This is a genomic window from Mycobacterium sp. E2497, assembly GCF_001668695.1.
GTDB lineage: Bacteria > Actinomycetota > Actinomycetes > Mycobacteriales > Mycobacteriaceae > Mycobacterium.
This window is the reverse complement of the sequence record NZ_LZKD01000181.1, coordinates 1-26,049: the sequence shown is the minus strand read 5'-3', so window position 1 is coordinate 26,049 and position 26,049 is coordinate 1. Positions and strand designations below refer to the sequence as shown.

General features: G+C 65.9%; 29 protein-coding genes. 7 read left to right on the top strand and 22 right to left on the bottom strand.

Translation table 11 applies throughout. The features are described from left to right. The first annotated feature begins 1 nt into the window (after position 1). Complete coding sequence (locus tag A5713_RS16770; protein WP_067916563.1) at positions 2-1,207, top strand: amidohydrolase family protein; 1,206 nt, start codon at positions 2-4, stop codon at positions 1,205-1,207. A 114-nt stretch (positions 1,208-1,321) separates the two neighbouring features. Here the strand turns inward: A5713_RS16770 and A5713_RS16765 are convergent, their stop codons facing one another. Genes A5713_RS16765 through A5713_RS16745 form a run of 5 tightly spaced genes read right to left on the bottom strand, consistent with a single transcriptional unit; the run spans position 1,322 to position 4,713 of the window. Next, a complete protein-coding gene (locus A5713_RS16765; protein WP_068097287.1) occupies positions 1,322-2,311 on the bottom strand; it encodes an aromatic/alkene monooxygenase hydroxylase subunit beta in 990 nt (329 codons plus the stop codon). 3 nt (positions 2,312-2,314) lie between these two features. Then, positions 2,315-2,626 carry an MmoB/DmpM family protein gene (locus A5713_RS16760; protein WP_102416996.1) on the bottom strand — a complete coding sequence of 104 codons (312 nt, stop codon included), beginning with the start codon at positions 2,624-2,626 and terminating at the stop codon, positions 2,315-2,317. After that, a complete protein-coding gene (locus tag A5713_RS16755) occupies positions 2,626-2,961 on the bottom strand; it encodes a Rieske 2Fe-2S domain-containing protein (protein WP_068097281.1) in 336 nt (111 codons plus the stop codon). Before A5713_RS16755 ends, A5713_RS16760 begins: the two co-directional genes overlap by 1 nt. Next, on the bottom strand, positions 2,954-3,244 hold the full coding sequence (locus A5713_RS16750; protein WP_231980470.1) for a toluene-4-monooxygenase system B family protein: 291 nt from the start codon (positions 3,242-3,244) through the stop codon (positions 2,954-2,956). The genes A5713_RS16755 and A5713_RS16750 overlap by 8 nt, the downstream gene beginning before the upstream one ends. Next, a complete protein-coding gene (locus A5713_RS16745; protein ID WP_068097276.1) occupies positions 3,205-4,713 on the bottom strand; it encodes an aromatic/alkene/methane monooxygenase hydroxylase/oxygenase subunit alpha in 1,509 nt (502 codons plus the stop codon). Before A5713_RS16745 ends, A5713_RS16750 begins: the two co-directional genes overlap by 40 nt. A 199-nt stretch (positions 4,714-4,912) precedes the next feature. On the opposite strand from A5713_RS16745, the gene A5713_RS16740 reads away from it, so the two are divergent. The 3 genes from A5713_RS16740 to A5713_RS16730 all read left to right on the top strand — a co-directional run bounded on the left by A5713_RS16740 (position 4,913) and on the right by A5713_RS16730 (position 6,508). Then, positions 4,913-5,404 (top strand): carbonic anhydrase, encoded by a 492-nt coding sequence (locus A5713_RS16740; protein WP_068097273.1) that lies wholly within the window; start codon positions 4,913-4,915, stop codon positions 5,402-5,404. Between the two features lie 59 nt (positions 5,405-5,463). After that, complete coding sequence (locus tag A5713_RS16735; protein WP_231980468.1) at positions 5,464-6,000, top strand: MarR family winged helix-turn-helix transcriptional regulator; 537 nt, start codon at positions 5,464-5,466, stop codon at positions 5,998-6,000. 124 nt (positions 6,001-6,124) lie between these two features. Next, positions 6,125-6,508, top strand: coding sequence for a hypothetical protein (locus A5713_RS16730; protein WP_082972999.1), 384 nt, complete (start codon positions 6,125-6,127; stop codon positions 6,506-6,508). Here A5713_RS16730 and A5713_RS16725 read toward each other — a convergent pair. The 3 genes from A5713_RS16725 to A5713_RS16715 are packed head-to-tail and all read right to left on the bottom strand — an operon-like array spanning position 6,465 to position 8,772. Next, on the bottom strand, positions 6,465-6,764 hold the full coding sequence (locus A5713_RS16725; RefSeq protein WP_067916562.1) for a hypothetical protein: 300 nt from the start codon (positions 6,762-6,764) through the stop codon (positions 6,465-6,467). The genes A5713_RS16730 and A5713_RS16725 overlap by 44 nt on opposite strands. A gap of 1 nt (position 6,765) precedes the next feature. Then, positions 6,766-8,259: a molybdopterin-dependent oxidoreductase gene (locus A5713_RS16720; RefSeq protein WP_068097267.1), complete on the bottom strand. Its 1,494-nt coding sequence runs from the start codon at positions 8,257-8,259 to the stop codon at positions 6,766-6,768. A gap of 12 nt (positions 8,260-8,271) precedes the next feature. After that, complete coding sequence (locus A5713_RS16715; protein WP_068097264.1) at positions 8,272-8,772, bottom strand: oxidoreductase; 501 nt, start codon at positions 8,770-8,772, stop codon at positions 8,272-8,274. 219 nt (positions 8,773-8,991) lie between these two features. Between A5713_RS16715 and A5713_RS16710 the strand changes: the two genes are divergently transcribed. Continuing rightward, positions 8,992-10,959 (top strand): SpoIIE family protein phosphatase, encoded by a 1,968-nt coding sequence (locus A5713_RS16710; RefSeq protein ID WP_068097260.1) that lies wholly within the window; start codon positions 8,992-8,994, stop codon positions 10,957-10,959. Here the strand turns inward: A5713_RS16710 and A5713_RS16705 are convergent. From A5713_RS16705 to A5713_RS16680, 6 genes are all read right to left on the bottom strand, one after another. Further along, positions 10,956-12,200, bottom strand: coding sequence for an acyl-CoA dehydrogenase family protein (locus A5713_RS16705; RefSeq protein ID WP_068097257.1), 1,245 nt, complete (start codon positions 12,198-12,200; stop codon positions 10,956-10,958). The genes A5713_RS16710 and A5713_RS16705 overlap by 4 nt on opposite strands. Beyond that, positions 12,197-13,339 (bottom strand): acyl-CoA dehydrogenase family protein, encoded by a 1,143-nt coding sequence (locus A5713_RS16700; protein WP_068097255.1) that lies wholly within the window; start codon positions 13,337-13,339, stop codon positions 12,197-12,199. Before A5713_RS16700 ends, A5713_RS16705 begins: the two co-directional genes overlap by 4 nt. 95 nt (positions 13,340-13,434) lie before the next feature. Further along, a complete protein-coding gene (locus A5713_RS16695; protein WP_068097252.1) occupies positions 13,435-14,406 on the bottom strand; it encodes an alpha/beta hydrolase in 972 nt (323 codons plus the stop codon). Between the two features lie 134 nt (positions 14,407-14,540). Further along, a complete protein-coding gene (locus A5713_RS16690; RefSeq protein ID WP_068097249.1) occupies positions 14,541-15,689 on the bottom strand; it encodes an amidohydrolase family protein in 1,149 nt (382 codons plus the stop codon). Next, positions 15,689-16,723, bottom strand: a complete 1,035-nt coding sequence (locus tag A5713_RS16685) for an amidohydrolase family protein (RefSeq protein ID WP_067925390.1) — start codon at positions 16,721-16,723, stop codon at positions 15,689-15,691. The genes A5713_RS16690 and A5713_RS16685 overlap by 1 nt, the downstream gene beginning before the upstream one ends. Then, positions 16,720-17,079, bottom strand: a complete 360-nt coding sequence (locus tag A5713_RS16680; protein ID WP_068097246.1) for a Rieske (2Fe-2S) protein — start codon at positions 17,077-17,079, stop codon at positions 16,720-16,722. The genes A5713_RS16685 and A5713_RS16680 overlap by 4 nt, the downstream gene beginning before the upstream one ends. 150 nt (positions 17,080-17,229) lie before the next feature. Here A5713_RS16680 and A5713_RS16675 point away from each other — a divergent pair, with 150 nt between their 5' ends. After that, entirely contained in the window at positions 17,230-18,456 is a 1,227-nt protein-coding gene (locus tag A5713_RS16675) for a cytochrome P450 (protein WP_068097243.1), read from the top strand. 8 nt (positions 18,457-18,464) lie between these two features. Then, positions 18,465-19,622, top strand: a complete 1,158-nt coding sequence (locus A5713_RS16670) for a Zn-dependent alcohol dehydrogenase (RefSeq protein ID WP_067925381.1) — start codon at positions 18,465-18,467, stop codon at positions 19,620-19,622. Here A5713_RS16670 and A5713_RS16665 read toward each other — a convergent pair. The 8 genes from A5713_RS16665 to A5713_RS16630 all read right to left on the bottom strand — a co-directional run. Beyond that, the gene (locus tag A5713_RS16665) at positions 19,615-20,352 is read right to left on the bottom strand and encodes an SDR family NAD(P)-dependent oxidoreductase (RefSeq protein WP_068097240.1); all 738 of its coding nucleotides are present in this window, start codon (positions 20,350-20,352) and stop codon (positions 19,615-19,617) included. The genes A5713_RS16670 and A5713_RS16665 overlap by 8 nt on opposite strands. After that, positions 20,349-20,579, bottom strand: a complete 231-nt coding sequence (locus tag A5713_RS16660) for a VOC family protein (protein WP_068097238.1) — start codon at positions 20,577-20,579, stop codon at positions 20,349-20,351. Before A5713_RS16660 ends, A5713_RS16665 begins: the two co-directional genes overlap by 4 nt. A gap of 31 nt (positions 20,580-20,610) precedes the next feature. Further along, positions 20,611-22,515, bottom strand: coding sequence for a YhgE/Pip domain-containing protein (locus tag A5713_RS16655; RefSeq protein WP_068097235.1), 1,905 nt, complete (start codon positions 22,513-22,515; stop codon positions 20,611-20,613). A 2-nt stretch (positions 22,516-22,517) separates the two neighbouring features. Then, positions 22,518-23,195: a hypothetical protein gene (locus A5713_RS16650; protein ID WP_067922340.1), complete on the bottom strand. Its 678-nt coding sequence runs from the start codon at positions 23,193-23,195 to the stop codon at positions 22,518-22,520. A 13-nt stretch (positions 23,196-23,208) separates the two neighbouring features. Then, positions 23,209-23,835 carry a TetR/AcrR family transcriptional regulator gene (locus A5713_RS16645; RefSeq protein ID WP_068097232.1) on the bottom strand — a complete coding sequence of 209 codons (627 nt, stop codon included), beginning with the start codon at positions 23,833-23,835 and terminating at the stop codon, positions 23,209-23,211. Positions 23,836-23,840: 5 nt separating this feature from the next. Then, the gene (locus A5713_RS16640; RefSeq protein ID WP_068097229.1) at positions 23,841-24,107 is read right to left on the bottom strand and encodes a hypothetical protein; all 267 of its coding nucleotides are present in this window, start codon (positions 24,105-24,107) and stop codon (positions 23,841-23,843) included. An 88-nt stretch (positions 24,108-24,195) separates the two neighbouring features. Next, complete coding sequence (locus A5713_RS16635) at positions 24,196-25,416, bottom strand: cytochrome P450 (protein ID WP_068097348.1); 1,221 nt, start codon at positions 25,414-25,416, stop codon at positions 24,196-24,198. An 11-nt stretch (positions 25,417-25,427) separates the two neighbouring features. Beyond that, positions 25,428-26,049 (bottom strand): TIGR03617 family F420-dependent LLM class oxidoreductase (locus tag A5713_RS16630; RefSeq protein ID WP_156751913.1); only part of this gene is annotated, 622 nt, incomplete at its 5' end.

Sequence of the window (26,049 nt, the reverse complement as noted above, 5' to 3'; positions counted from 1 at the left end):
CATGCCGTCTCGCGAACTTTCCTTCCCCGTGTTCGACGCGGACAACCACATGTACGAGCCGCAGGAGGCGCTGACCAAGTTCCTGCCGGAGAACCGCAAGCGCGTCATCGACTACGTGCAGGTTCGCGGTCGCACCAAGATCGTCGTGCGGGGCCACATCAGCGAGTACATCCCCAACCCGACGTTCGAGGTGGTGGCACGCCCGGGCGCTCAGGAGGAGTACTTCCGGCACGGTGCGCAGGGCAAGTCCTACCGCGAGATCCTGGGCGAGCCGATGAAGGCCATCCCCGCCTTCCGCGAACCGGGTGCCCGGCTGGAGGTGATGGACGAGCTCGGCATCGACTATGCCCTGATGTTCCCGACCCTGGCGAGCCTGGTCGAGGAGCGCATGAAGGACGACCCGGAGATGACCCACGACGTCATCCACGCGCTCAACCAATGGATGCACGAGCAGTGGTCGTTCAACTACAAGGACCGCATCTTCGCCACCCCGGTCATCACCCTTCCGATCGTCGAGCGCGCGCTCGAGGAACTCGAATGGTGCCTGGAGCGCGGTGCCCGCACGGTGCTGGTCCGCCCGGCGCCGGTGCCCGGCTACAAGGGCAGCCGGTCGTTCGGACTCGAGGAGTTCGACCCGTTCTGGCAGGCCTGCATCAAGGCCGAGATCCCGGTCTCGATGCACGCCTCCGACAGCGGCTACTCCGAATTCGCGAACGTGTGGGAACCCGGTGACGAGTTCCTGCCGTTCAAACCGACCGCCTTCCGCAGCTTCGCGATGGGCCACCGGCCGATCCTGGACGCAATGGGTGCGCTGGTCTGCCATGGTGCGTTGTCCCGCAACCCTGAGTTGCGGATCCTGTCGATCGAAAACGGCGCCGACTGGGTGCCGGACCTGTTCAAGGGCCTCAAGGGCGTCTACAAGAAGATGCCGCAGTCGTTCAGCGAGGACCCGATCGAGGCGTTCAAGCGCTGCGTCTACATCACCCCGTTCTGGGAGGACAGGTTCACCGAGATCGTCAAGATGGTCGGCACCGACCGGGTGCTCTTCGGCTCCGACTGGCCGCACCCCGAAGGCCTCAAGGACCCCATCTCGTTCGTGGACGAGCTCACCGACTTCGACGAGGCCGACATCGCAAAGATCATGGGCGGCAACCTGATGAAGCTGATGAAGGTTTCCGCGCCGGCCAAGAAGCCCGTCTCAGCCTGACTGTCATCGAGGCCTCAAGTTAACTTGCAGCGCTTCACGTTTGCTTTGCCGACTCCGCCATCGATAAACCGTGGCGCGGGTGCGGCTCCGTCGTGCGGGGCCAGCTGGTAGCCCCTAATCCGCCCATTGCGCGGTGAACGCCGCAACCGAGTCGGCGACGCGCTGACGGGCCGCTGCGGGGACGGCGAAGGCCTCGGTCAGGCCGTCGACAGCGCGGTCCACCAGTGGCCGCCATTTTGCCGCCCAGCCGTTGATGATTGCGCGGTTGCCGGGATTGGCGGCGATCGCGTAGCGGGCCAGGGCCGCGCTCCAGGCTCGGCTGCGCGTGGTATCGACGCGGGAGTCCTGCAGCAGGGCGGCGGTAAGGCCGTCGCCCTGGTCGTTGGCCAGATCGACGAACGCTTCCTTGAACAGCGCGTCGAGTGCGGGCTTGACCACGAGGTTGAGTGCGGTGAACGCCTCACCCCAGTCATAGGCCAGCAGGAGGCGTTCGAGGTTTTCGCGGGCGGGCTGCCATGCCGAGTCGGTTTCCCAGATCCGCCGTGTCGCTTCAGTGTTGGCCAGCTGCGTGCCGTGCGCGAGTGACAACGACTTAGCCCGGTACGCGGTCCATTGCAGGGCCCGCAATTCGTCGGCGGCCTGGAAGAATGCCGCGTTCGTGATGTAGGCACTGGGCGCCAATTGGCCGACGTAGAGGCTGGTGATCTGCAGAACGTGAAACAGGTAGCGGGCGGGCACGTAGATGCGGTTGAGCGTCTCGACCCATTCGGTGCCAAGCTTGGCGTCGTGGTCGACTGCCTCGTACTGGTCGACGACGCCTTCGGCATAGATCTCGCGGTCGTGTTGCAGCGCGATGTAGCGGCGGTAGTTCAGTGCGGCGGGATCGCGGAAGCCTTCCCAGTCTTTGGCTTGCAGGGGTGAGCCTTCGCGATGTTTGAGGTACCAGCGGTTGATTGCGCTGTCGGGGTCGAGGTCGAAAGGGGCAGGCTTGCGGTTGAAGTGGTAGTGAAATTGGCCGGTGACGGCTTCGTACTCGGTCGGCTTGCGCCGGGTGTCGCCGGCGATGCTCCACGTCTTGAGCCGCCGGGGCTCCGCGGTGGTCATGCGTTAGTCCTCTCGGTCCAGGTACCAGTGCAGTTCGTCGTCGCCGACGTAGCGGATCCGGCCGGCGAAACCCGCGAGTGCCGGCTCGAGCGTAGCGAGCGGGAAGGGTTGTCCCGCAGCGTATTCCAGGCTGACTCGAGTGACGCGCAAGAAACGCGGCGCGTGAATGCGCACATAGCCGGCGTGGTCTTCGATGGTGATGGCGGCGCCGGGATTGTCGGTGTAGATGGCCTCGGTGAGCGCGGAGACGATCTCGGGATCGAAGCCCCGCACGACGGGACCGACCAGCTTGGCCTGTTCGGCGGCTGCGGTCATCAATGGCTCCATTCTTCGTTGAGCGATACCACGATTTGGTCGCCCTCACGGCGCACCTCGTGGCTGCGCAGGCGGCAGGTGGCGGGATTGATCCCGGCGCCGGTCGACAGGTCGAATTCCCAGTTGTGCGCCGAACACGTCAGGAAGTCGCCATCGACGTCCCCGTCGGCCAGCGGGAAGCCCGCATGCGGGCACAACCCGTCGTAGGCGCGGATCTGTCCGGTGCGTAGGTGCGCGAGCAGGATGGGCCGGTCGCCGACGAAAAACTCTGCGACCTCACCTTCCCACAGGTCGTCGATGGTGGCGACGGGGATCCAGGTTTGGGCGCTAGTCATAGAAGGCCTCGACATGGTCGAGTGGGCCGACGCCAGACGCGCCAATACCGGCCCGCGGGTCCAGGACTATCCCGTTGTGGCGCAATCGGATCGGCGCGTCACGACGGGCCACCCGGTGTCCGACGACATGATGGGCGATCGCCGCACCGACGGCTTCGACCGTATCGGTGTCGTCGACGGGGATCAACAGTTCGAGCACGTCGCCCTCAAACAAGGCGGTCAGCGGGAGCAGTGCCATGGCATTCAGCCCTTCGATCCGTTGGTTGATCCGTTCAGCGCCCACGCGTATCCGTCGGCGTCTTGACCCTGCTCCTCGAGTGACAGCCCGAAATACTTCAGCACTGTTCCGAGGTCGGGTGGGCTGATCTCCCCAGAGAGCACACGGTCGATCAGCGACTGGTGGCCGGCGAAACGGTCGGGTCGCTGGGCGAAGATCCACCGGCATGGCTCCGAGCAGAACAGGTATTTGCGGCTGTTGTGTACATGCGTGAGCGGCGCGGGGTCGGTGTGAGCTCCGACAACGACCCCCGCGGCGCGAACGATCGGCAGCTGGCACAGATTGCAGGTGATCGGCAGCGTCTCGGGCAGGGTGGCCGCGATATCGCCGTTGCGGATGTTGTCGGTGATGACGTCCCAGTGCCTGCCGAAGTCACGGTTCCAACCAGGGTACTTCTCCTCGAGCCACAGCCGCTCGGCCTCAGATACCCCGGCATCCGGATTCCACCACACCGTCGGCCGGTAATACCACACGCCGAGGTGGATGGCGTGGTGATACCACGTCAACTCGTTGATGAATTCATCCCAATACCAAGGGAATTCGAGTCCGTAGTCGCGGAATTGGTCGGCGAACTGTTTGACCACCCAGTCCTCGATGAACTCCTTGAAGCTCATCCGCCGGCTTTCCAGCGGGGTGTAGTAATCCATCGACAGACCGGTCAGCAGCGCAAAGATGCGCCACGAACGCCAGAACATGTGGTCGATGAGGAACTGACCCCACTCGGCCTCGCCGTTGTCGATGAGCACCTTGATCGTGGGCTCGCCTTGTTGGGCATGGCGCGCCTCATCGGTTTGGATCGAGCTGATCAGCGCGCCGAACTCCAAATCACCCACATCGATGGCGTCAGCGGCCATGCCAAGGAACTGCAGGTTGGTGAAACCGGTCTCCAGCGTGAAGGTCAGCTGCAACGCGATCGACAAGGCATCGTTGGCGACGAACATGTCGTCGAACAGGTAACGCACCGCAAGGACGATCCAGTCATTGGTATGGAATGCCTTGAGCGCCCAGTCCCCTCGCGGCTCCTTTTCGAGCAGGCCGTAGGGAAAGAACGCCTGGATTTGACCGTGGCGAACCTCGTCGAGGGTGCCGAACGTCGCGGTGTTACGCCACGCGGCGGAGCGGCCGAAGCGCCCCATCCTGGCCTCGCCGATCGACGCCAAGTATTCGGGCATCGTGATCGCGCCGTAATGCGCGACGATCACCGATTTCCAGCCCGGGTCGAGTTGCTCGAAGAGCTTCGAGCGCCCGATCGCGTTCTTCAGCGAATAGGTGGTGGTGTCCTTGGTGACCTGGTTATGGACGTACTCGCGGTAGCCGATCTTGTACGGCTCGTCCCACTTGAGCCAGCCCTCGGAGGAGACGCGGTGTGTCCCGGAAAGCTCTTCGGGAAAAACCTCGTCCTCCGTGACGTAGCGGAACGTCCAGTTGGTGTCGCGGGCGAGGTCATACCAGTCGCTGCGGGAGAGTTTGGGCATATGTCGTCCTCGGTGTGGGCTGCGATCTGTGCCGCGTTGACTGCGTTGATGACGCGAACGCAACCTATGATTCCTCATGTGTTGAGGAGTCCTAAGGATTACGATCAGCCTGATTCACACCCCTCATCCGACCCGTCCGCCGGGCATACGCTCCGGTGCGAACAACCAGCCGACAGCAACCGAACAGGAGAACGTCCGCGTGAGCGTCACCGACGAACACCTCGCCAACAACCTCGCCTACGCGCGCGGTTTCACCGGACCACTGCCGCTGCCGCCAAGCAAGCACGTCGCGGTGGTCGCGTGCATGGACGCCCGGTTGGACGTCTACCGCATGCTCGGCGTGAAAGAGGGCGAGGCCCACGTCATTCGCGACGCCGGCGGCGTCATCATCGACGATGAGATCCGTTCCCTGGCCATCAGCCAACGACTGCTGGGGACCACTGAAATCATCCTGATCCACCACACCGACTGCGGCATGCTGACATTCACCGACGACAACTTCAAGAACTCGATCCAACACGAAACCGGGATCAAACCGCCATGGGCGGCCGAGGCCTTCACCGACGTCGAGGAGGACGTTCGCCAGTCGCTGCGCCGGATCGAGCGGAGCCCCTTCGTGACCAAGCATGAATCGTTGCGTGGCTTCGTGTTCGACGTGGCCACCGGCAAGCTGAACGAGGTCACGCTCTGAAGCCCGGGGAAGCACGCCACCGCAGTCTCGACTCGAAGATCGTCGCGGCGCTCGACCGCGTGGGCGATGCTCTGCACGTGCTGGCCAGGAGAGCAGCGGAAGCACACGATCTGTCGAGCACCCAGATGCGGGTATTGATTTGGCTTTTCGTCGGGCCGCCCCCCGCCGCGCGTAGCACCGCCCTGGCACGAGAACTCAACGTCGCCGACCCCACCGTCAGTGATGCCGTCGCCGCGCTCGTCCGCAAAGACCTGGTCGTGCGCAGCCCCGATCCAGACGACAGACGAAGGCACCACCTGGTGCTCACCCAAGTCGGCCGCAGGGCCGCGGCTGAACTATCCCGCTGGACCGCACCCGCTGAGATCGCTACATCCAAGCTGGACCGTGTCGAGGCCGAACAGCTGCTGGACAACCTGCTGCTCGTCATCGCGAAACTGCATGGGGCGCAACTCCTTCCGGTCGTCCGCGCGTGCAGCACCTGCGCGCAATTAGAGATCACATCGGTGGAGTCGCGAAGCTATCGCTGCAAGTTCTACGACACGCCGATGCACATCGACGACCTCCGTGTCGACTGCGCCGAACACGTCACCATCTAGCCGCGCGATCACCCGAGGATCAGGAGGCCACTGGGTGCGCAAGCACCCCTCGCGGGTGGCATGTAACCCCACTTCGGGGGGTATACGGCACAGTGGGGTCGCGGCCAGAACGACGGGAGGACACATGAGCGTGGCATCGGACGGGCGGGTGCCGGTCGCGATCGACGCCGACGTCGAGATGTTGACCCGGCAAGTCGAGGCCCTTCAAGCCTTGGGGCGCAAGGGGTCGGTCGAGGACGGCGAGGTATACGACGTCAGCGCTCGTTGGGGCGCGGCACTGGCCGGACGACTGCCGAGGTTGGTGCACTACAGTTCGCTCGGTCTGCTCGATGAAGCGGACCGGCGGCGCTTCGAGTCCTTGTGCGAGCAACTCCGCGAAGTTTCCGGTCTCGCCGAGAAGTTGGGCTTGCCGCGCCCGGTGCTACCCGGCGAGGCGACCGCGGAGGCGAAAAGACGTCACCGCCTCAGGATGCGGTCGCGTTCTGCGGAGCGGACGTCCCCAGGCTGAGAAAGTCCCTCTCCGGCAACACGATCCCGGTGCGCGGCTTCGGACATTCCGGATTGCGACACGTCAGCGCCACCATGTAGGCGTCCTCCTCCTCGTTGAGGAAGAGGAATCCCAAGTACAAGGCGTGTCCCACCTCGAAGTCGGTTCCGCCACACGCCTCGCAGTGGCCACCCTTGGCGGAGACGTTCTCCATAACACGGTGCCGCGCAGCGGAATTCAGGTCGATGAGCTCGGGCCGCACCATCGGTTCGGTCATGTCAAATCTCCACGTCTTTGTCGTAGTGCACATGGTCCTCACGCCAGCCGCCCAACCCTTTACCGATGTGGGAGTAGTCGTCGACGAACTCGATTCCGTTGATCCACTTGACCATCTTGAAGCCAACCTGCGTCTCCACCCGCAGCCGCAGCGGGGCGCCATGCTTGATGGGCAACGGGCGGCCGTTCATCTCATACGCCAGCAACGTCTGCGGTTTGTAGGCCAGTTCGAGGTCCATCACCTCGTAGAACTGGCCCCCTGGAGTCTCCGCCGCGGGTTCGTCGCGCCCGGTGTCCTGCATGCTCAGGAAGCAGATGTACTTGGCTTGCGGCAAAGGCCGCACTACATCCGCCAGCTGGGCCAGCGGAATGCCGCTCCACTCACCGATGCTGGTCCAGCCCTGCACGCAGTTGTGCAGCGTCCGCTGCGTCTGCCGCTCGGCGAGTGCCCGAAGCGCGGCCAGATCCAACGTCACCGGGTTTTCGACGAGGCCGCCGACCGGCAGCCGCCAGTCGACGAAGTTGTGGACCGCCATGACCTTGTATTCGGTGCTGGCGGGCGGCTTTCCGTTCACCCGGTGATCTTTGGTCACCTTGCGGACGGGGTAGTCCTGCCGCGAGTTCAGCGGGCGCAACAGGAGCAGCCGGGCGCCGGTGACCACGGCACCGAGTATGCGGTGCACCTGGACGGGATGGCGCAGGCTCCATTTGGTGGCCGCGACGTGGACGGCGATGATCGCCCCGATGATGATCAGCGACAGTGCCGTCGCCCAATTGATGTTCCGGACGGAGCCGAAGATCATCGACGCCGTCAGCTGGCCCCAGCCCCAGAAGAAGATCATCGACAGGTGAACCAGGATGAAGACGACGAAGGCCAGCAGCCCCAGGAAATGCAGGCTCCGCGCCCATTGCCGGCCACCCCACATCCGCACGTACCACGGGAACCGGGCTTCGATCGCCGGGGACTGCGCGGCTCCCGTCAGGATCTGGAATGGCGCGAGGATGAAAACGACGCCGGCATAGGTCAGCTTCTGGATTGCGTCCATGGGCTCACCGGGCAGCAGCGGCGGCAGGTTGAACGACATGTAGGTGACGATGTCATTGGCGGCCTCGGGAAAGATCGACCACGAATAGGGCCAATAGCGGTGCCATTGACCGGTCGCGAAAAGCAGGACGTAGTAGGACAGGCCGAGCAGAATCCAGCAGATCACCGAGAAGAAGTGCCAATGGCGTCCCATGCCCAATTTCTTGTGACCGGGCAGCGCCACCAACGAGCTGTAGGACTCTTCTTCGTCGAGCGTGTCGTAGAGGCGATGGCGCGGCATGACCTTGCGGGTGAAGCGCGCCCATTCGCTGCCGGGTTTGCTGTCGTCGTGCCAGTACAACTTGGGGTGGGTGCCCAGGATCTCGATGCCGCTCCGGATGATCAGGGTTACGAAGAGGACGTTGAGCCAGTGGTCCACTCGTAGCCACACCGGGTAGTCAAGCGTCGTCATGCAGGGCTCCAGTCAGTCGTACCACTGCTGCCGTTGCGGGTAGGCCACGTTGATGCCGGACAGCACGGTCGCGTGCACCGCGATGAAGCCCGCGGCGAACGCGAAAGCGAAGGTGCCCGGCGCCACGTCCCAACGGCCGGTCAGCGCTTCCAGCCCAGGCAGGGTGCCCCACCGGCTGGCCAGGTAAACCGCGAGGAAGGCCAGGCAGACCACGCTGCCGAAGTACCAGCCCGCCTCGGGGACGCGCGGTTTGAGGGCGAACGTCATCGCCGCCCCGGCCGCCAGGCAACAGATCGCCAGCACAGCTGCGTAGACCACGAAGTACCCGGGCACCGCCGGTTCGGTCATGACGACATAAGCGTGGACGGCCACCAAGCCCCCTAGCAGCGATACGCCCAATGCGGTCACCGTTCGCGGCAGGTTGAAGGCGACCCAGCCGTTCAGGGTGAAGACCGGTGCAGACATGACGCTTCGCCACGTCAAGATCAACCGCCGCGGCACGACATCGACCATGAGCGCGTGATACCCGCGCCGAGTAATTACAAACCGTACTGATTTAATTGCCGGACGGAATCCGGGCCGCGGCGTCGCCGCGCGCCACGCGCGAAGCTGCTGCATCGAGCATCCGGACGCCATTGATACTCTTAATGCCTGCGCCTGGCGCGTGCACAGCGCTTTATGACCAGCTTGCGGAACTCGGTCCGAGAAAGGGTCCGTAGGAGGGACAGCCAAATGGCGGTCGAAAAGAACTGGAATGCGACCGTCGGTGCGGCCGACGACGTCCGCCGCGTTTTCGATCACGTTCCCGCCCTGTTGGTTGGCCTCGAAGGCCCCGACCACCGCTTCATCGCCGTCAACGCCGCCTACCGCGCCCTCAGTCCGCCGATCGACACCATCGGCCTGCTCGTGCGCGAGGTGTATCCCGAGCTGGAGAGCCAGCAGATCCTGCCGATGTTCGATCGGGTGTACGAGACGGGCGAGCCACAGTCGGGGACCGAGTGGCGGGTGCAGGCCGACTTCGAGGGCTCGGGGACGGCGCAGGAACACTTCTTCGATTTCATCGTCACGGCGCGACGCGGCGACGACGGCACGATCGAGGGTGTGCAGCTCGCCTTCATCGATGTGACCGACCGGGTGCGGGCCCGGCTGGCCGCTGAGTCGCGGATGCAGGAGTTGTCCGAGCGGTATCGCAACGTCCGCGACTCGGCCATCGTCATGCAGCAGGCATTGCTGGCACCCTCGGTACCCGTGGTTCCCGGCGCCGATGTCGCGGCCGAGTACCTCGTCGCCGCGGAGGACACGGCCGCCGGTGGCGACTGGTTCGATGCGATCCCTCTCGGGGACCGACTGGTTCTCGTCGTCGGCGACGTCGTGGGCCATGGCGTCGAGGCGGCCGCGGTGATGTCGCAACTGCGCACCGCGCTGCGGATGCAGATTTTGGCGGGTTACCCGGTCGCCGAGGCGCTCGCGGCGGTCGACCGCTTCCACGAACATGTGCCGGGGTCGAGATCGGCCACCGTGTGCGTGGGCTCGCTCGACTTCGTCACGGGCGAATTCCAGTACTGCACCGCCGGTCACCCACCGCCACTGCTGGTCGGGGCGGACGCCGACACGCGCTACCTCGTGCCGTCCGGAGCCGGCCCGTTGGGGAGCGGCACGGGTTTTCCGGTGCGCACCGAATTCCTCGACGTGGGCGACGCGGTCATGCTGTACACCGACGGCCTGATCGAACGCCCCGGCCGGCCGCCGGCGGCCAGCACCGCCGAATTCGCCGACTTGGCCGCGACCATCGCCGGCGGTCAGGGCGGGTTCGTCATCGAGTCCTCGGCGCGTCCCATCGACCGTATCTGCTCGGAGACATTGGAATTGCTGCTGCGGCCGACCGGTTACAACGACGACATCACGCTGCTGGCAGCGCAGCGGCGCACGCCTCCACCACCGCTTCACATGACGGTGGATGCAACCATTCAGGCCGCGCGCGCGGTGCGCGGCCGCCTGCGTCAATGGCTCTCCGACGTCGGCGCCGCCTCCGACGACATTTCCGACATCGTGCACGCGATCTCGGAATTCGTCGAGAACGCGGTCGAACACGGTTACGCCACAGAGGTTTCCGACGGCATCGTCGTCGAGGCGTCGCTGGCCGGTGACGGCAATCTGTACGCATCGGTCGTCGACCATGGGCAGTGGAAGGATCACCGCGAAGGCGAGCAGGGTCGCGGCCGCGGCCTTGCCATGGCTGAGGCCCTGGTGTCCAGCGCACACGTCGCCCGTGGGCCCGATGGGACAACCGCCAGGTTGACGCACTGCCTGTCGCGGCCGGCCAATTTCGTCACCGACACGCTCCTCAACCGGGTGGATCAGCACCGCTCGATCAACTCCGAATTCGAGTCGGTGGTCGCCGAACCCGGCCGCATCGTCGTCAGCGGCGACGTCGACTCCTCCAGCGCGTCCACGCTGGACCGGCAGATCGCCGTCGAAAGCCGTTCCGGTGTCGCGCCGCTGACGATCGACCTCAGCAACGTCACCCAGCTCGGCTCGGCGGGCGTCAGCGCGCTGGCCGCCGGCCGCGAACGAGCACAACGACACGGCAGTGAGTACGCGCTGATCGCCCCGCCCGGAAGTCCGGCGCACCATGTTCTGTCGCTGGTACAACTCCCGGTCGTCGGGGGTCTCACCGAGAATCTGGTCGCGGAAGGCTAGGGGCGGTCAGACCGCTGGCCGTGCCGCACCTGCTTGAACGGCACCCCCCGGTCGGCCGCATATTCCCTCGGGAAGCCCAGCACCCGCTCACCGATGACGTTGCGCGCCATCTCCGTTGTGCCGCCGCCCATCGCGACAGTCTGGCGGGACAGGTAGCGCAGCCCGGTTTCCAGGCCGTCACCGGGTTCCCCGACCACGCCGGCACTTCCCGCGATCGCCATGGCGGTGTCGACATCCACGAACACGGTCTCGGCGTGGAACAACCGGATCAGCGTCCCGGCGGCCGGCGGCAGCGTGCCGTCTCGGACGCTGCGGTACACGTGACCGATCAGCTGCTCGGCCACCGCGCGCTGAACCAGTGCGCGGCCGGCCAGCTGCCGCACGCGTTCGTTACCGGCCTGTCCGGTCTTCTCGATAAGGCTCACATAGTCAACGGGATTCGCGTTGCCGCCCTCGCTGCCGCTACCACTGGCGAACTCGGACCCCTGGCCCACCGCCCGCCGCTCGTGGTATAGCTGCCGCGACGCGACCGCCCAGCCGTCGTTCACCTCACCCACGACGGCGTCATCGCCGACGTCCACCCCGTCCAGAAACTCCTCGCAGAACTCGGTGGAACCGCTCAGCATGGTGATGCGCCGCAAGGTGATTCCCGGATGAGCGATGGGCACCAGGAACATGGTCAGGCCCTCGTGCTTGGGCACATCCCAGTCAGTCCGCGCCAGACACAATCCGTAGTCGGCGGCGAACGCGCTGGTGCTCCACGTCTTGGCCCCGTTGAGCACCCAGCGATCGCCACGCCGCTCGGCACGGGTGATGACACCAGCCAGGTCGGATCCGCCGCTCGGCTCGGAGAGCAACTGCACCAGCACCTCGTCGCCGCGCAGGGCCGCACCGATGTGCTGCCTTTTCTGCTCCTCGCTGCCGGTATCGAGCAGGGTGGCGCAGCAGATGGTGAAGGTCGGGGTGTTGAGGATCAGCGGCATTTCGTAAGCCAGGGACTCGGCGTCGAAAGCCTTCTGGTACTCGTAGTCCAGGCCGAGGCCACCGTACTCGCGCGGGAAACAGATCCCGGCGAATCCGCCTTCGTAGAACCGCTTTTGCAGTTCTCGGGCCCTCCGCCAGGATCGTTCGTCGTCGCGCGGGGCGGGCGGCGGCGACTCTGGGTCGATGGAGGGCATGTTGTCCGCGAGCCATGCCCTGGCCCGGGCCGCGAACTCGGCGACGGATTCGGTCGGCGTCATCTGTTCGAACGTCCGGCCTTCTCGTATTCGTAGACGCGCAGATTGTGTTCCTCGGGCGTCCCGAACATCGAGCGGTACAACGTGATTCGGCGCAGGTACAGGTGCAGGTCGTGCTCCCAGGTGACGCCGATGCCCCCGTGCATCTGCACGCAGTCCTGCACGATCCGGCCGGCCATCTCACCCACGTAGGACTTGGCGACACTCGCGGCCAGGCCCGCCCCCGGCGAGTTCGCGGCAACGTCGGCGATCGCGGCGGCCGTGGTCGCGCGGCAGGCTTCCAGCCACAGCTTCATGTCGGCGAACCTGTGCTTGAGGGCCTGGTAGGAGGCGAGCGGCCGCCCGAAGGTGTGGCGGTCCAGGGCCCACCGGACGGTCAGGTCGAACACCGTCTGCAGGATGCCGACCACCTCGGCGCACTGCAGGATCTGGGCGATGTGGCCCAGACGGTCGATCAGCGCGGAGGTGTCGGCGGGCGCGCCGACGGCCGCCGACGACTCCACCACGACACCGTCGAAACGCACCCGGGCGTAGTGCTTGACCAGGTCGACCGACTGCTGGGGTTCGATGGTGACTCCCGGCGCATCCGTGGGGACCAGGAACTGGCAGATCTCGTCCTCGCAGCGTGCCACCACCAGCAGCACCGCGCTCTGCGCGCCGGCCTCGACCCGGTCCTTGGTGCCGTCGATGCGGAAGCCCGATTCGGTCGGAGTGGCCGTGGCCGTCGGGCTCAGCGGTGCCCAGCCCCGGCCCGGTTCCGAAACCGCCCACGACGCCACCGTTTCACCGGACATCAGCGCCTCGATGGTGCCGGTGTGCGGTTGCCAGTCCCCGCACTCGACGAGTGCGGCCAGCACGACGCTGACCGGATACAAGGGCCCGGGCGCCACCGTCTTTCCCAGTTGTTCGGCGACCATGGCCAGGTCCGCCAGGCCGCTGTCCGAGACACTGCCGCCGCCCAGTTCCTCCGGCACCAACAGCGCGGTCCAGCCGAGCTCCGCGGCGCGCCGCCACCAAGCCGGATCGAACGACACTCCCGCGGCGTGCAACTCCCGCACGCGGCGCAGCGGCGCTTCCTTTTCCAGGAACGCTTGGGTCGTCGAGGCGAACAGCGTCTTCTCGGGAGACTCGAGTGTCGTCATGCTGCCTCTCGTGGAGAATTCGCCGGCGTTTCCGATCGTAGCAACGAGCGCTACGGTAAGAGATACCGGAGTTCCCTCGATAGCGCTGTTCGTCGCTACATGGCGAACACGCGGCGCAGCGAACGCGCGTGTAGGGCCCGGTTCTCCTGAGAAACAACCCAATCGGGAACGAGCGAGTCGAATCCGTTGAATGCGGCTGCGATCACGTGCAATTCGGTGTGCACGTAGGCGTGCAACAGCCGGTTCGCGTAGTCGATGGCTTCGTCGCGGCACGGATCGATCTCCGCGCAGCTGACGAACGTGGGCGGCAGGCCCTCGAGGTTCGCCCGGTGCGCGGGGACGTGTTGACCGCTGGCGCTCGCGTGCCCGAGGTAATGGCCCCACGCCCGGCTCACGGCCGGCCCGTTGAGGCCCGGCGTGCGCTGGAATTCGCGCCGTGACTGGGTGGCGTCGGAGTCGAGCATCGGCTGGTGCAGGATCTGCATCAGGATCTGTGGGCCCTCGTCGTCGAACATGCGCTGACTGAGGCCCGCGACCAGCGCCGCACCGGCGTCCCGGCCCATCACCGCGATGCGGTTGACGTCGACGTTCAGCTCGGCGCAGTTGCGGATGGCGTAGTAGAAACCGGCCTCGACGTCGTCCAACGCCGCCGGGCAGGGATGTTCGGGCGCGAGCCGGTAGTCGACCGATACCAGCAGGCAGCCGGCCTCCCTGGCGAGCTCTGCGCATTGCGCGTGGTCGGTGTCCAGGTTGCCGGTGGCGAAGCCACCGCCGTGGGCGTACAGGACAAGGGGGGAACCCAATCCCGCGCGATCGAGATCGGGACCGCGGTAGATGCGGAGGTTCAGCTGATGCCCGCCGGGCCCGGCGATGGTGCGCGTGTCGATGGCCACGCCGTCGGTGTTGGCCGCCGCGGCGCGTTCGGCGGCGAGCCGGTTGGCGTGTTCACGTTCGGCGGGCAGGGTTTCGGCGCGGAATTCGACGACGCCGAGCGCGGTGGCAGCCTCCCGGAGCACGGGGTCGATGCGAGTAAGGCCCTGCGGCCGCGTCAGATTCGTCTGTGTCATACCTTCTGGTCTTCCGGGCGCGTGATTGGGGGTTCGCCGGCCCCGGCGCGGGCGGCGCCGGAACCCCCTTCAAGGTAGACCCGCGATTCCGTGTGGTGAAGGACGAGATGCTTGCGCACGAGCGCGGGCCGAATTCACCGTTCCCCGGGGAGCGCCTTGACCGTCGCCGGCAGGCCATAGAGCGCGGTCGCGTTGCCGCGCATGATCCGCTCCCGTTGGTCGGCCGGGAATCGGTTGATCGCGTAGGTGGGCGAGTCGTAGCTCCAGTGCGGGTAGTCCGTCGAGAACATCAGGTTGTCGCCCAGGTCCATCATCTCCAGGTACTCGCGGAAGTGCACGGTGTCGGCGTCTTCCAGCGGCTGGGTGGTGAATCGAACGTGTTCGCGCACATACTCCGAGGGGCGGCGCCGCACGTGGGGCAGGTCGCCGCGGCGAGCCTCCCAGATGCGGTCCATCCGCGACATCACCGGCATCGCCCACGTGAAGCCACCTTCGACGAACACCACCCGCAGCTCGGGGTGGCGGTCGAAAGCGCCGTCGAACACCAGGCTCATCAGATGCGAGACGTACAGCAGTGGCCAGGACGCGAAGAAGTCGTGCCAGTGTGCGGGGTTGCCAACGGGATACAGCGGGATCAGCTCGAACGGCGTCTGACCCATCAGGTGGGTGGCCACCGGGAAGCCGTTGCGCGCCGCGGCTTGGTAGAGCGGGTCGAAATGGGGGTTCCCGAAGGGGATCCCACGGGTCTGCGGTGTCATCAGCACTTGGGCCATGTAGGGGTGGCCCGCCCACCGTTCGACCTCGCGCGCCGCCTGCTCGGGAGTCTGCGCGCTGACGCTGATCGATCCGCGCCAGCGGCCGTGCCCATTGTTCTCGTCGAGCCAGACGTCGGCGAGCCAGTCGTTGTAGGTCGCCTTGAGCACATGCTCGGCCTGGGGCAGCTGCGCATCGCACATCGGCTCCAGCGTCGCGATGCTGACGCCGGCGTCGAGCAGCAACTGCTTGGCGGCGAACTCGGGGTCGCTGCCGGCGACCCCGCCACCCGGCGGGGCGGCGTCCATCCGCAGCGACATGGTCTTGTACGAGTCGGGCGTGTCGTAGAAATGCGGCACCGGGCTGACCGCGTTGCCCGTCGGCCAGATCTTGTCCACCCATTCGGCCGGCGCGTAGGACTTGAGCACGTCGGCCGACACCGGCAACGGGTGTACGTCGGTGTCGACGATGGTGACCGCTATCTCGTCCTCTTGACCGGTCGGTGAATCGACCCGTTCGATCGTCGTCATCACACACGCTCCTTGAGCCCGTAGAGTTCACTGGCGTTGCGCCACAACATCTTTTCGCGCTGGGCGCCATCCAGCCCGTCGGCGATCGCCTCCGGCGCCGAAGTCGACCAATGCGGATACGCCGAGCCGTACATCAGCAGGTCGGACTTGCCGCTGAACTCCATCCAGCGCTGCATGTCGCCGGTGTCGGTCGGTCCGTCGAACGCCGACGAGCAGAACCGGACGTGGCCAGGCAGGTATTCGCTCGGGTAACGGTCGACCCACGGCGTCTGATCGCGCATCGACACCCAGAAGGTGTCCAGCCGCCAGATCAACGGGGTGAGGATGTCGTAGCCGCCGTCGGCGAAGACGAACTTCAGGCCGGGGTGCCTGCCGAACACGCCCTCGACGATGAGGGTGGCCAAATGCACGAAGTAGTTCAGCGGCATGAAGGCCGCGTAGCCGGGATAGGTGTGGGCGTGCCCGGCGAACGTGGGCGGGTAGTCGACGCCGTTGCCGCCGTTGATGCGTACCGCCACCGGCAGCCCGTGGGCGGCGGCGGCCTCCCAAATCGGCTCGAACATCGGCTTGCCGTAGGGCTCGCGGGACTGCATCGGAACGCCCACCTGTACCAGCTTCGGGTGACCGGCCAGGCGCTCGATCTCCGCGACGGCTGCCTTGGGGTCTTCCGGGTTGACGCGGATGGTGCCCCGGAACCGGTCGGCGGAGTCGGGTTCGAGCCAACGGTCGAGCAACCAGTCGTTGATCGCCGCGCAGATGCGGCTGTTGAGCAGGTAGTCGGCGATGTTGCCGCGGGTCAGCGGGTTGAGGATGGCGTAGTCGACACCGTGTGCCAACAGGTGGCGACGGACGGTGTCGGGGTCCGACCCCGGGTAGTGCTCCCCGTAGAGGTCTTGCCGGTAGTCGCCGCCGGGCGCTTGGTACCACTGCTGTTCGACGTCGGGAATCGACCGCAACTGGTGCGCGGCCGGGAGATAGCGCCGGATCTCGGCGTTGTAGCGGAAGTGCGGTTGCACGTTGGCATCGATGATCATGCGGTCAGGTACACCTCCCCGTCGGTGACGTCGACCGGGTAGGTGCGGACGCGACGCGTGGGGTCGGCGAGGTTTTGCCCGGTGGTGATGTCGAATTCCCAGTTGTGCCAGGGGCATCGGACGATCTGGCCGTCGCGTACCCTGCGCAGCCCGCCGGGTTCGTCGGGGGCGAACTCGTTGGTGCCACCGAGCAGACCGAGACACAGCGGGGCGCCCTCGTGCGAGCAGTAATTCACGATCGCATACAACCCGCCGCGCACGTTGTACACCCCCACGCCGAACTTCCCGACGTCGACCAGCTTCATCCCGCCGGGCGGCAGATCGTCCAGCGAACACACAAATCGCCGCTCGGGCATTCACCTCACCGCCTCACGACGCCACCAGCATCAATACTGTGCCCGTTACGGTAACCTCGACAAGCCGTTGGGCTTAGTTGCTATCTATACTATGATAGCGATATTCCCGGCGTATCCAATCCGCTTACCGGCTGCTCAGGAGGAGCGCTGATGACGCTCAGCACCGACCCCGCCAACCAGCCCGCCACGCTCGACCTCACCGGCGAGACCAGCCCCTATCCGTTCTTCGAATACATGAGGCGCACGGACCCGGTGTGGCACGGCGCGCTGGCGGACCACTCGCAGATGCCGGAAGAGCTGCGGCCGGACGACGAGTGGGTGCTGTTCGGCTACGACCCGGTGTTCCAGGCGTTCCGTGACGACCGCATCTTCAGCTCCCACAAGTACGACGAGACCATCGGTTTGGTGATGGGACACACCATCCTGGCGATGGGCGGCAAGGAACACCACGACCACCGCAACCTGGTGGCCAAGGCCTTCCGCGCCACCGCGCTGGAACGCTGGGAGCCGTCGGTCATCGGACCGGTGTGCGATCGATTGGTCGACGAGATCAAGAACGACGGCCACGCCGACCTGGTCAAGGCGGTGACGTTCGAATTCCCCACCCGGATCATCTCCACCCTGCTCGGGCTGCCCCCCGAAGATCTCGACTTCTTCCGACGGTTGTCCCTCGATCTCATCTCCATCCCGACCGACATCGTCGCCGGGCTCAACGCGGCGGCGGAGTTACACGGCTACTTCCTCGAACAGGTCGAACAGCGGCGTCGCAAACCCACGAACGACATCATCGGCGACCTGGTCACCGCCGAGATCGACGGCGAAAAACTCAGCGACGAGGCGATCATCGCGTTCCTGCGGCTACTGCTGCCGGCCGGACTGGAGACCACCTACCGCTCGTCGGGCAACCTGCTGTACCTGTTGCTGACCCACCCCGAGCAACTGGCCCTCGTCTACCACGACCGGTCGCTGATTCCGATGGCGATCGAAGAGGGCCTGCGCTTCGAAACCCCTCTGACGATGGTCATGCGGACGACGACCGAAGAAGTCGAAATCGGCGGCAAGACAATCCCATCGAACGCTCAGATCGATATGTGCATGGGATCGGCCAACCGAGACGAGACCCGCTGGACCGACCCCAACACCTTCGACATCCGCCGGCCGCGCCAAGCACACATCGCCTTCGCCGGCGGCATCCACATGTGTCTCGGCATGCACTTGGCCCGGCTCGAGACGCGCGTCATGTTGAACAGCCTGTTCGACCGCGTCAAGGACCTGGCCTTGGTGGCCGACGACGGAACCGGCCAGGAGTCCAAGATCGTCGGGCTGACCTTCCGCTCCCCCAACAAGCTTCCGGTCACCTTCTCCCCGGCCGCATAGGAAGCCGCTTGAAAACTAAGGGAGCGCTCCTACACGACGTCGGCGGACCCTGGTCCGTCGAGGAAATCGAACTCGATCCGCCGCGCGCCGGCGAAGTCCTGGTCGAGATGGCGGCGGCCGGGCTGTGCCACTCCGACGATCACATCCTCAAGGGTGACATGTCGGCGCCCAACGAGGTGATGCGATCCCTCGGCCTGCCGACCATGTTCCCGACGATCGGCGGACACGAGGGATCGGGCATCGTGCGGCAAGTCGGCGATGGTGTAACGGACTTCGCCCCCGGAGACCACGTGGTGATGTCGTTCGTCGCGGTGTGCGGCCAGTGCCGGTGGTGTGCGACGGGCATGGAATACATCTGCGATGTCGGCGCCTTCACCCTGACGCCGGGCATGCCCACCGACGGCACCTTCCGTCATCACACCGCCGACGGGCGGCCGCTCGGACATCTGGCGAAGGTCGGTGCGTTCGCCGAACACACTGTGGTGTCGACGAATTCACTGGTGAAGATCGAGCCGCAGCTGCCGCTGGCTCCGAGCGCGTTGCTGTCGTGCGCCATTCCGACCGGCTACGGTTCGGCCGCCAATCGCGCCGGCGTGCGGGGCGGTGACACCGTCGTCGTCATCGGAGCTGGCGGGATCGGCACCGGCGCGATCCAGGGTGCGCGGATCAGCGGTGCCGCGCAGATCGTCGCGGTGGACCCGGTGGAATTCAAGCAGAAATCCGCTTTGCAGTTCGGCGCGACCCACAGCGCCGCCACGGTCGCCGAGGCGCAGGACCTGGTGCGGGACTTGACCTATGGCGTCATGGCCGACGCTGTGGTGGTCTCACCGTCGCTGATCACCGCCGAGGATGTGCGCGATGCGCTGCAGCTCACCCGCAAAGGCGGGACGTGTGTGCTCACCGGCATGACCTCCCAGCTGACCCGCTCGGTCAAGATCGATCTGCAGGACTTCATCCTGATGAACAAGACGCTGGCCGGAACGATATTCGGCTCGTGCAATCCGAGGGCGGACATCTCGCGGCTCGCCCGGCTCTATCAAACCGGACAACTTCAGCTCGACGAGATGATCACCCGGCGCTATCGCCTCGAGGAGATCAACGACGCCTACGACGACCTTCGCAACGGCAAGATCGTCCGCGGCATCATCGATTTCGGGATCAGCTGAGGCCCTTTCGGCCCATCACCCGCTGCAATTGGCCGTAGGCGTCGATGGGGCTGTGCAGCGCCAGGCCGCCGTCGGCATGCACGACTTGGCCGGTCACCCAAGGCAATTCGAGCACGCCCACGATCGCGCCGGCTACGTCGACGGCGTCCCCCAAACCGCCCAATGCGGTCCGTTCGGACAGGGCCTCCACCCAGCCGGGCAGCTGTTCGGGTTTGGCCAGCATCGGCGTCCGCGTGACACCCGGGCCGACGGCGTTCACCCGGATGCCGTGCCCGCCCCACTCCGCCGCAGCGACCTTCACCAACATGTCCACCCCCGCCTTGGACACGCAGTAGGCGCCCATATCGCGGTCGGCGAGGGTACCGCTGATGCTGGAGACGGCAACGACCGAGCCGCCCACCCCGGCGTCGATCATCGCCCGCGCCGCGGCGCGGATCGTCAGCCAGGTGCCCGTGAGGTTGACGGTCAACACCCGGTTCCATTCTGCGGGCGACTGTTCGAGCAGCAGGCCCGAGGCACCGATGCCGGCGCAGGTCACGACTCGGGTGGGCGCGCCGTGGTCGCGCACGGTTTGCGCCATAACGGCCGACACCGCGTCGGGATCGCTGACGTCGCAGGCGATGTCGGCGCCGGCGAGGTCCCACACCACGACGTCGTGCCCCGCTTCGCGCAGTCGTGCGGCGACTTCACGGCCGATCCCGGACGCGCCTCCGGTAACCAGCGCCGTCATTGCGCCGGTCCGATCAGCTCGACCAGTACGCCGTCGGGCGGGGTGATGACGGCCGTCGGCATTGTCTTCCCGGCGGCAGCCGGCGCGGTGATTCGATGAACAGCGTCGACGAGTCCGGGGCCGTCGCGCCAGAACTGCTTCGAGCGTTCGACGTCGGCCGTACGGATCGCGGCATGGTGAACACCCAACATCGGCTTCCTCTCGATTGCAGAACTGTCCACCATCATGCAACGTCGATTGTTGACGCGGAACTTTTGCCTACATCTTGATCGCGGGTATCAGCCTGCTCAGATTCCAGACCCGGTCTCTTCGCGCGCACAGGCAGGAGATCGCCAGTGCGACAGCCGCTATCCCAGCAAGCACGATGATCGCCTGCCATAGTCTGGCGTCGATGCCGCCGAGTATGAGCTGCCGGAGCCCGTTGACGCCATAGGTCATCGGGTCGAAGCGGTGCAAGACCTGGAAAGGCCGCGACGTGGTTTCCACGGGATACATGCCGCCCGCGCTGACCAACTGCAACATAAGCAGAGCCATGATCAGCACCCGGCCCACCGCAGGACCGACGAGTGCGTTGATCGCCTGCGTCGCGGCCACGAACGCGCCGGATATCAGCATCATGAACCCCAGCATCGCCGCTGGGTGCACGGCGTGCACCCCGAGGGCGAACCGGACCACGCAGTAGAGAATGACGGCTTGGAATACCGCGATCGCGGCGGCCGGCAGGTAGCTGGCGAGCACCACGCGGATCGCGAGCACCTCGGCGGCGATCGCGCGACTCTGCAAGGGCCGCAGCACCATCCACAGCACCAAGGCACCAAAGAACAAGGCGAGGGTGAGGAAGAACGGAGCCATCCCGGTGCCGAAGTTGGGCGCGGCGTTCTCATGTGAAGCTTCGAGTTGCACCGGACCTCCGATGGTGTCGGCGACCGCATCCTTTTGCTGGGTTGTCCAGTTGGGCACCTGCTTGGCCCCGTCGGCGAGTTTGGTCGCCAGCTCGGCCGATCCCGTCTTGAGTTGTCGTGCGCCGTCGTCGAGTTTGGCGATGCCGCCGGCCAATTCGGCATTGCCGGTGGCAACCTGCTGGGCTCCGTCGCGCAGCTGGGTCAGCTTGTTCGTCAGCTCCTGTCCCTTGCTTCCGACCTGGTCGAGCGCCGACCCGAGCGGACTGCCCGGGGTACGCAACCCCGCTGTCAAGGCGATCGCGGCGTTCTGCGCATCGGTGAGCTGCTGGCGAATCTGGGGCGTGAACTGGTGACCCCGGAGCTGATCTTGGATGCCGCGCAGGTTGTTCGCCAGCGGATCCTGTCGCGCGGAGAGCTGATCGATCACCGATGAAAGCGAGTTTGCGGCGGCATCCTGCGCTGTGGCGATGGCACCGATCTGGTCGTTGGCCTGCTGAAGCGCGGCCGCGCCCTGTTGCAGTTGCTGCGTGCTGCCGCCGATTTCCGACACCGCCTTGCTCACCGCCAGCAGCGGGTCCGTGGCCTGGTTGATTCCGTCTGACAGTTGCTTGGCCCCCGTGGCAAGCGTTGCCGAGCCGGACCGGGCGGTGTCCAGACCGGCCACCAGCTGACCGGCGCCGTCATCGAGTTGAGCGGCACCGTCGGCGGCCTGCTTGATACCCGCTCCCGACGAAACCACCACCGACAGCATCTGATTGACGGCTTGGCCCGAGATTCGGCTGGACACGGCGTTGAGCACCTGGCCGATGGCGGTGCGACCGATACTCGTCGAGATGTAGTTGTTGGCGTCGTTGTAGACGGCGATCAGGTTGGCCTTCTTGGGTTGCCCGGTCACCGGTGACGCGATCGCCGCGCTGAAGTCCGGCGGCAACTCGACCATGAAGTAGTACTTGCCGTGGTCGACTCCGTTGCGCGCCTCCGGCAAGTCCACGACGTGCCAGTCCAAACCGCCGTCCGCGGTCAGACTCTTGGCGATCTCCGCGCCGGCGTTGAATTGCTGCCCGGACACGACAGCGCCACGGTCGGAGTTGACCAGCGCCACCGGCATCTTGTTGGTGTGGCCGAAGGGATCCCAGAACGCCCACAGGTAGAGCGCCCCGTACACCAGCGGCAGCAGCATCAGCACGATGATGGCCACGCGCGTCAATCGGCTGCGGCCGAAACGTTTGATCTCCGAGCCGAATGCGAGTCCAGCCAGCATCTTCAGTCCTCTCCGGTCAGGATGCGATGATCGTGTAGTTCGTGGTCGGGCGCGTCCGTGCCGAGCGGGTTGGTCACCCCGACGACAACGGTGCGGCGCTTGGCGATCTCGCCGAGCCTGTCGACCGCGATCGCTCGCCGGGAATTGTCGCGAACCTGTTCGAGGTCGCCGACCACCAGGATCGGACGGTTCGACAGCAACGCCAGCGTGATTCGGAGAAAAAACAGCTCCAGGTCTGACAATTCAACGATGTAGGTGTCATGGGACGGTGGGGGTATTTCGCCGAAGACCTCGGTCAGCTCGGCCGGACCCGATTGCAGCGGCACCGATGAATACCACGGCGCCAGCCAACGGCGTTGCTCGGCGAGCACGGTCCCCACGGTCACCGATTCCTCCAGGTCGTCGATGTCTTCGAAGGCCGCGATCGAGCAGTGCCGACGGATCGCGCGCGCGGTCGTTTCGCCGAGGACGGTCAGCGTGCCGTGGCTCGGTTTGAAACGTCCCGCGAGCGTCAGCAACAGCGCGGTCTGGCCGGGTCCGCCGGGCATCTGAATCGCGTGAAACCCCGGCGTCAGGGCCAGGTTGACCCCCGAGAACAGCGGCCCGTGCTCGCCGTCGACCCCCAATCCGGCGGCGGTGATCACGGGCGCGATGTCGTCCGGTTCGTCTTTGGCATCCATGGTGTGGCTTTCCCTAATCGCCGGAATTCGGAATCGATTCCAGCAGTGCGGTGATCAGTTGTGCGAGCAGATCGGGGTTGATGGTTCCCGGACGCAGCACCTCTTCCATCGCGACGCCCAGGTTGAGGGTGACGACGAGCTGGGCGATGTCGGTCAGCCGCCGGTCGCCCGGCACGGTGTCGGTCGATTCGACGATGTGCAGCGCCTGGTCGGCCGCGGCGCGACGGCGCTCGATCAGGCGTTCCCGAATCTGCGGATCGCGCTGGGCGCGCAGCCAGTACTCGACGAGCAGCACGTAGTAGTCGGAATTGTCGCGGACCGAGTCGAGCACCGACCGGCTCACCTCGCGCGCGGCCGCGGTGGTGTCGCCGTCGCTGCGGTCCAGCGCTACCGCGATCTGCTCGCCGCGCAGCTCGAACTCGCGGTCGAGCAGGGCCAGGAACAGCTCGTCCTTCGACTCGAAGTTGGAATAGACCGCGCCCTTGGTGAAGCCCGCGGCCTGACCGATCGTGTCGATGGTGGCGCCGGCGAAACCCTCGGCGGCGAACACCTTCGACGCCGCATCCAGGATTCGGTCGCGAACCTCGCCCCGGGTGGGGCGGGTGCGAAGCGGTTTGACGGGCGACATGGCCAACAGCATACCCTTCAGTATCGAGTGGATACCAGCTGGTATCGAGGGAGGCGCGGAGCGGGCCGCTTCGGGCTGGATCCCGCGATCGCCTGAGCGAGCTTGGCCAAGGTGCGATCCCACAGCTCGCGCGCGAGCACGGGATCGTCGGCCGCGCGGTTCGCCCTGGCGACTTGGCCCTTCGCGTAGTACTCGCCGGGGGACCAGTCGAGGCCTGGTGTGGTGGAGGCCAGCCAGACCAGCTGGTCCGCGCCTCGATCCGGGGTCTTGATGAGGCGGCTCACCGGGGTGCGTTGCAGTCCTCCCGGGGGAAGGTGCCGACCGGGATCGTCGCACACGCTGACTAAGCGGGTTGCTCAGCCCGGCCGCCGCTCAGGCCAGCGTGTAGCGCACCGGCAGGTGCTTGAGGCCGCCCACGAATGTGGTGGCGACCAACTCCGGCTCCCCGGTCAGCTCAATGGATTTCAGCCTGGGCAACAGCTCGGTGAAGAAGCTGTTGACCTCCATGCGGGCCAGGGCGGCGCCCATGCAGAAGTGCACCCCGTAGCCGAAGGCCAGGTGTTTGTTGGGGTCACGCCCGACATCGAAGCGGAACGGCTCGGTGAAAACCTCCTCGTCGCGGTTGGCCGACACGTAGGACAGCAGCAGTGAATCGCCGGCCGCGATGGGCACCCCCCGCACGGTGGTGTCTTCGGCTGCGGTGCGCATGAATTCCTTGACCGGGGTCACCCAGCGGATCATCTCCTCGGTGGCCAGTGGCATCAGGTCGAGGTTGTCGCGCAGTCGCGCAAGCTGGCCGGGGTTTTCGATGAGCGCGTGCAGGCCGCCCGAGATGGTCGCGCTGGTGGTGTCGTGGCCGGCGGTGGCGACGATGAGGTAGTACGACACCGTGTCGATGTCCGACAGCGGCTCGCCATCGACGCGGGCGTTGGCGATGGCGGACGCGAGATCCTCGGTCGGGTGCTCGCGGCGCGAATCGGTCACCTTGTTGAAGTACTGGAACATGTCGAACAATGCCGGCAGCTGGTCCTCGTTGGTGGCGCCGCGCTTGAATTCGGAGTCGTCGCTGCCGAATAATTCCTGGGTCAACTTGAGCATCCGGGGGAAATCCGCCTCCGGCAGGCCCAGCAGCGACATGATCACGTAGAGCGGGTAATTGACCGCCACTTCCTGGACGAAGTCACACTCGGGACCCGCGGCCATCATCTTGTCGACGTAGATCTTGGCCAACTCGTCGACGCGAACCCTCAACGCCCGCATCGCCTTTGGCCGGAACCAGTCGGAGCCGATCGCGCGCACCACCCGATGCTGTGGATCGTCGAGGTGGATCAGCGTGCGCACGCCCGCGGCCGCCTGCATCTCGTCGCCCTCGGCCGTCGTCAGGACGGGGCGGGGCCAGTTGGTGAACAGCGTGTTCTCGCGTTCGATGTCCATGATGTCGGCGTGCTTGGTGATCGCCCAGAAGGGCCGGTAATCCGGCACCTCGACCCACGACACGGGGGCGCTGGCGCGCAGGTGGGTCAGCGCCGCGTGCAGTCGCCGCTCGTCGGTGTACGCCAGGGGGTCAGCCAACAACCGTCCGGCGTCATCCATCGTGGCTGCGGTCATCGGCGAAACTCCTTCATCGCGGCGGTTATACAGGCATGAGTGGCGTTGTAGAAGATCGGCAGCACACGGTCGACCGCGCCCTCACAACGACTTTTCAGGGCGGCGCCGACCGTGTCGACGGGGCCCACGACCGCGAAAGCCGCGAGCATTTCGTCGTCGATCAGCGATCCCATCGCATCCCATTCACCTTGCTTGGACAGCAGGTTCAACTCGGTGTGCAAGTCGCCCCAGCCGTGCAGCGCAAGCACTTTCTGGTATGCGGGCGTGGATCCGTAGAAGGCGATCTGCTTTCGGGTGGCCGTCATCGCCGCCGCCAGCTCCGCTTCGTTCTCGCCGGTCGCCACCATCACCTCGCACGACACCTGGAAGTCGGCGCGGTCGCGGCCGCCGCGCTGCATGCCCCGCAACAACGCCGGCATCGTCACTTCGTCGAGGTAGCGCTTGGACACCATCGGGTGACCGAGGTGTCCGTCGCCCACCTCGCCGCACATCTCGGTCATCGCTTCGCCCACCGCGGCGATGAACACCTTGGGGGCGGGATACGGCTGGGGCTCCGGTGTGAACATCGGGGTCATGATCTTGTGGGTGTAGAAGTCTCCCTCGAAACGCAACTTGCCG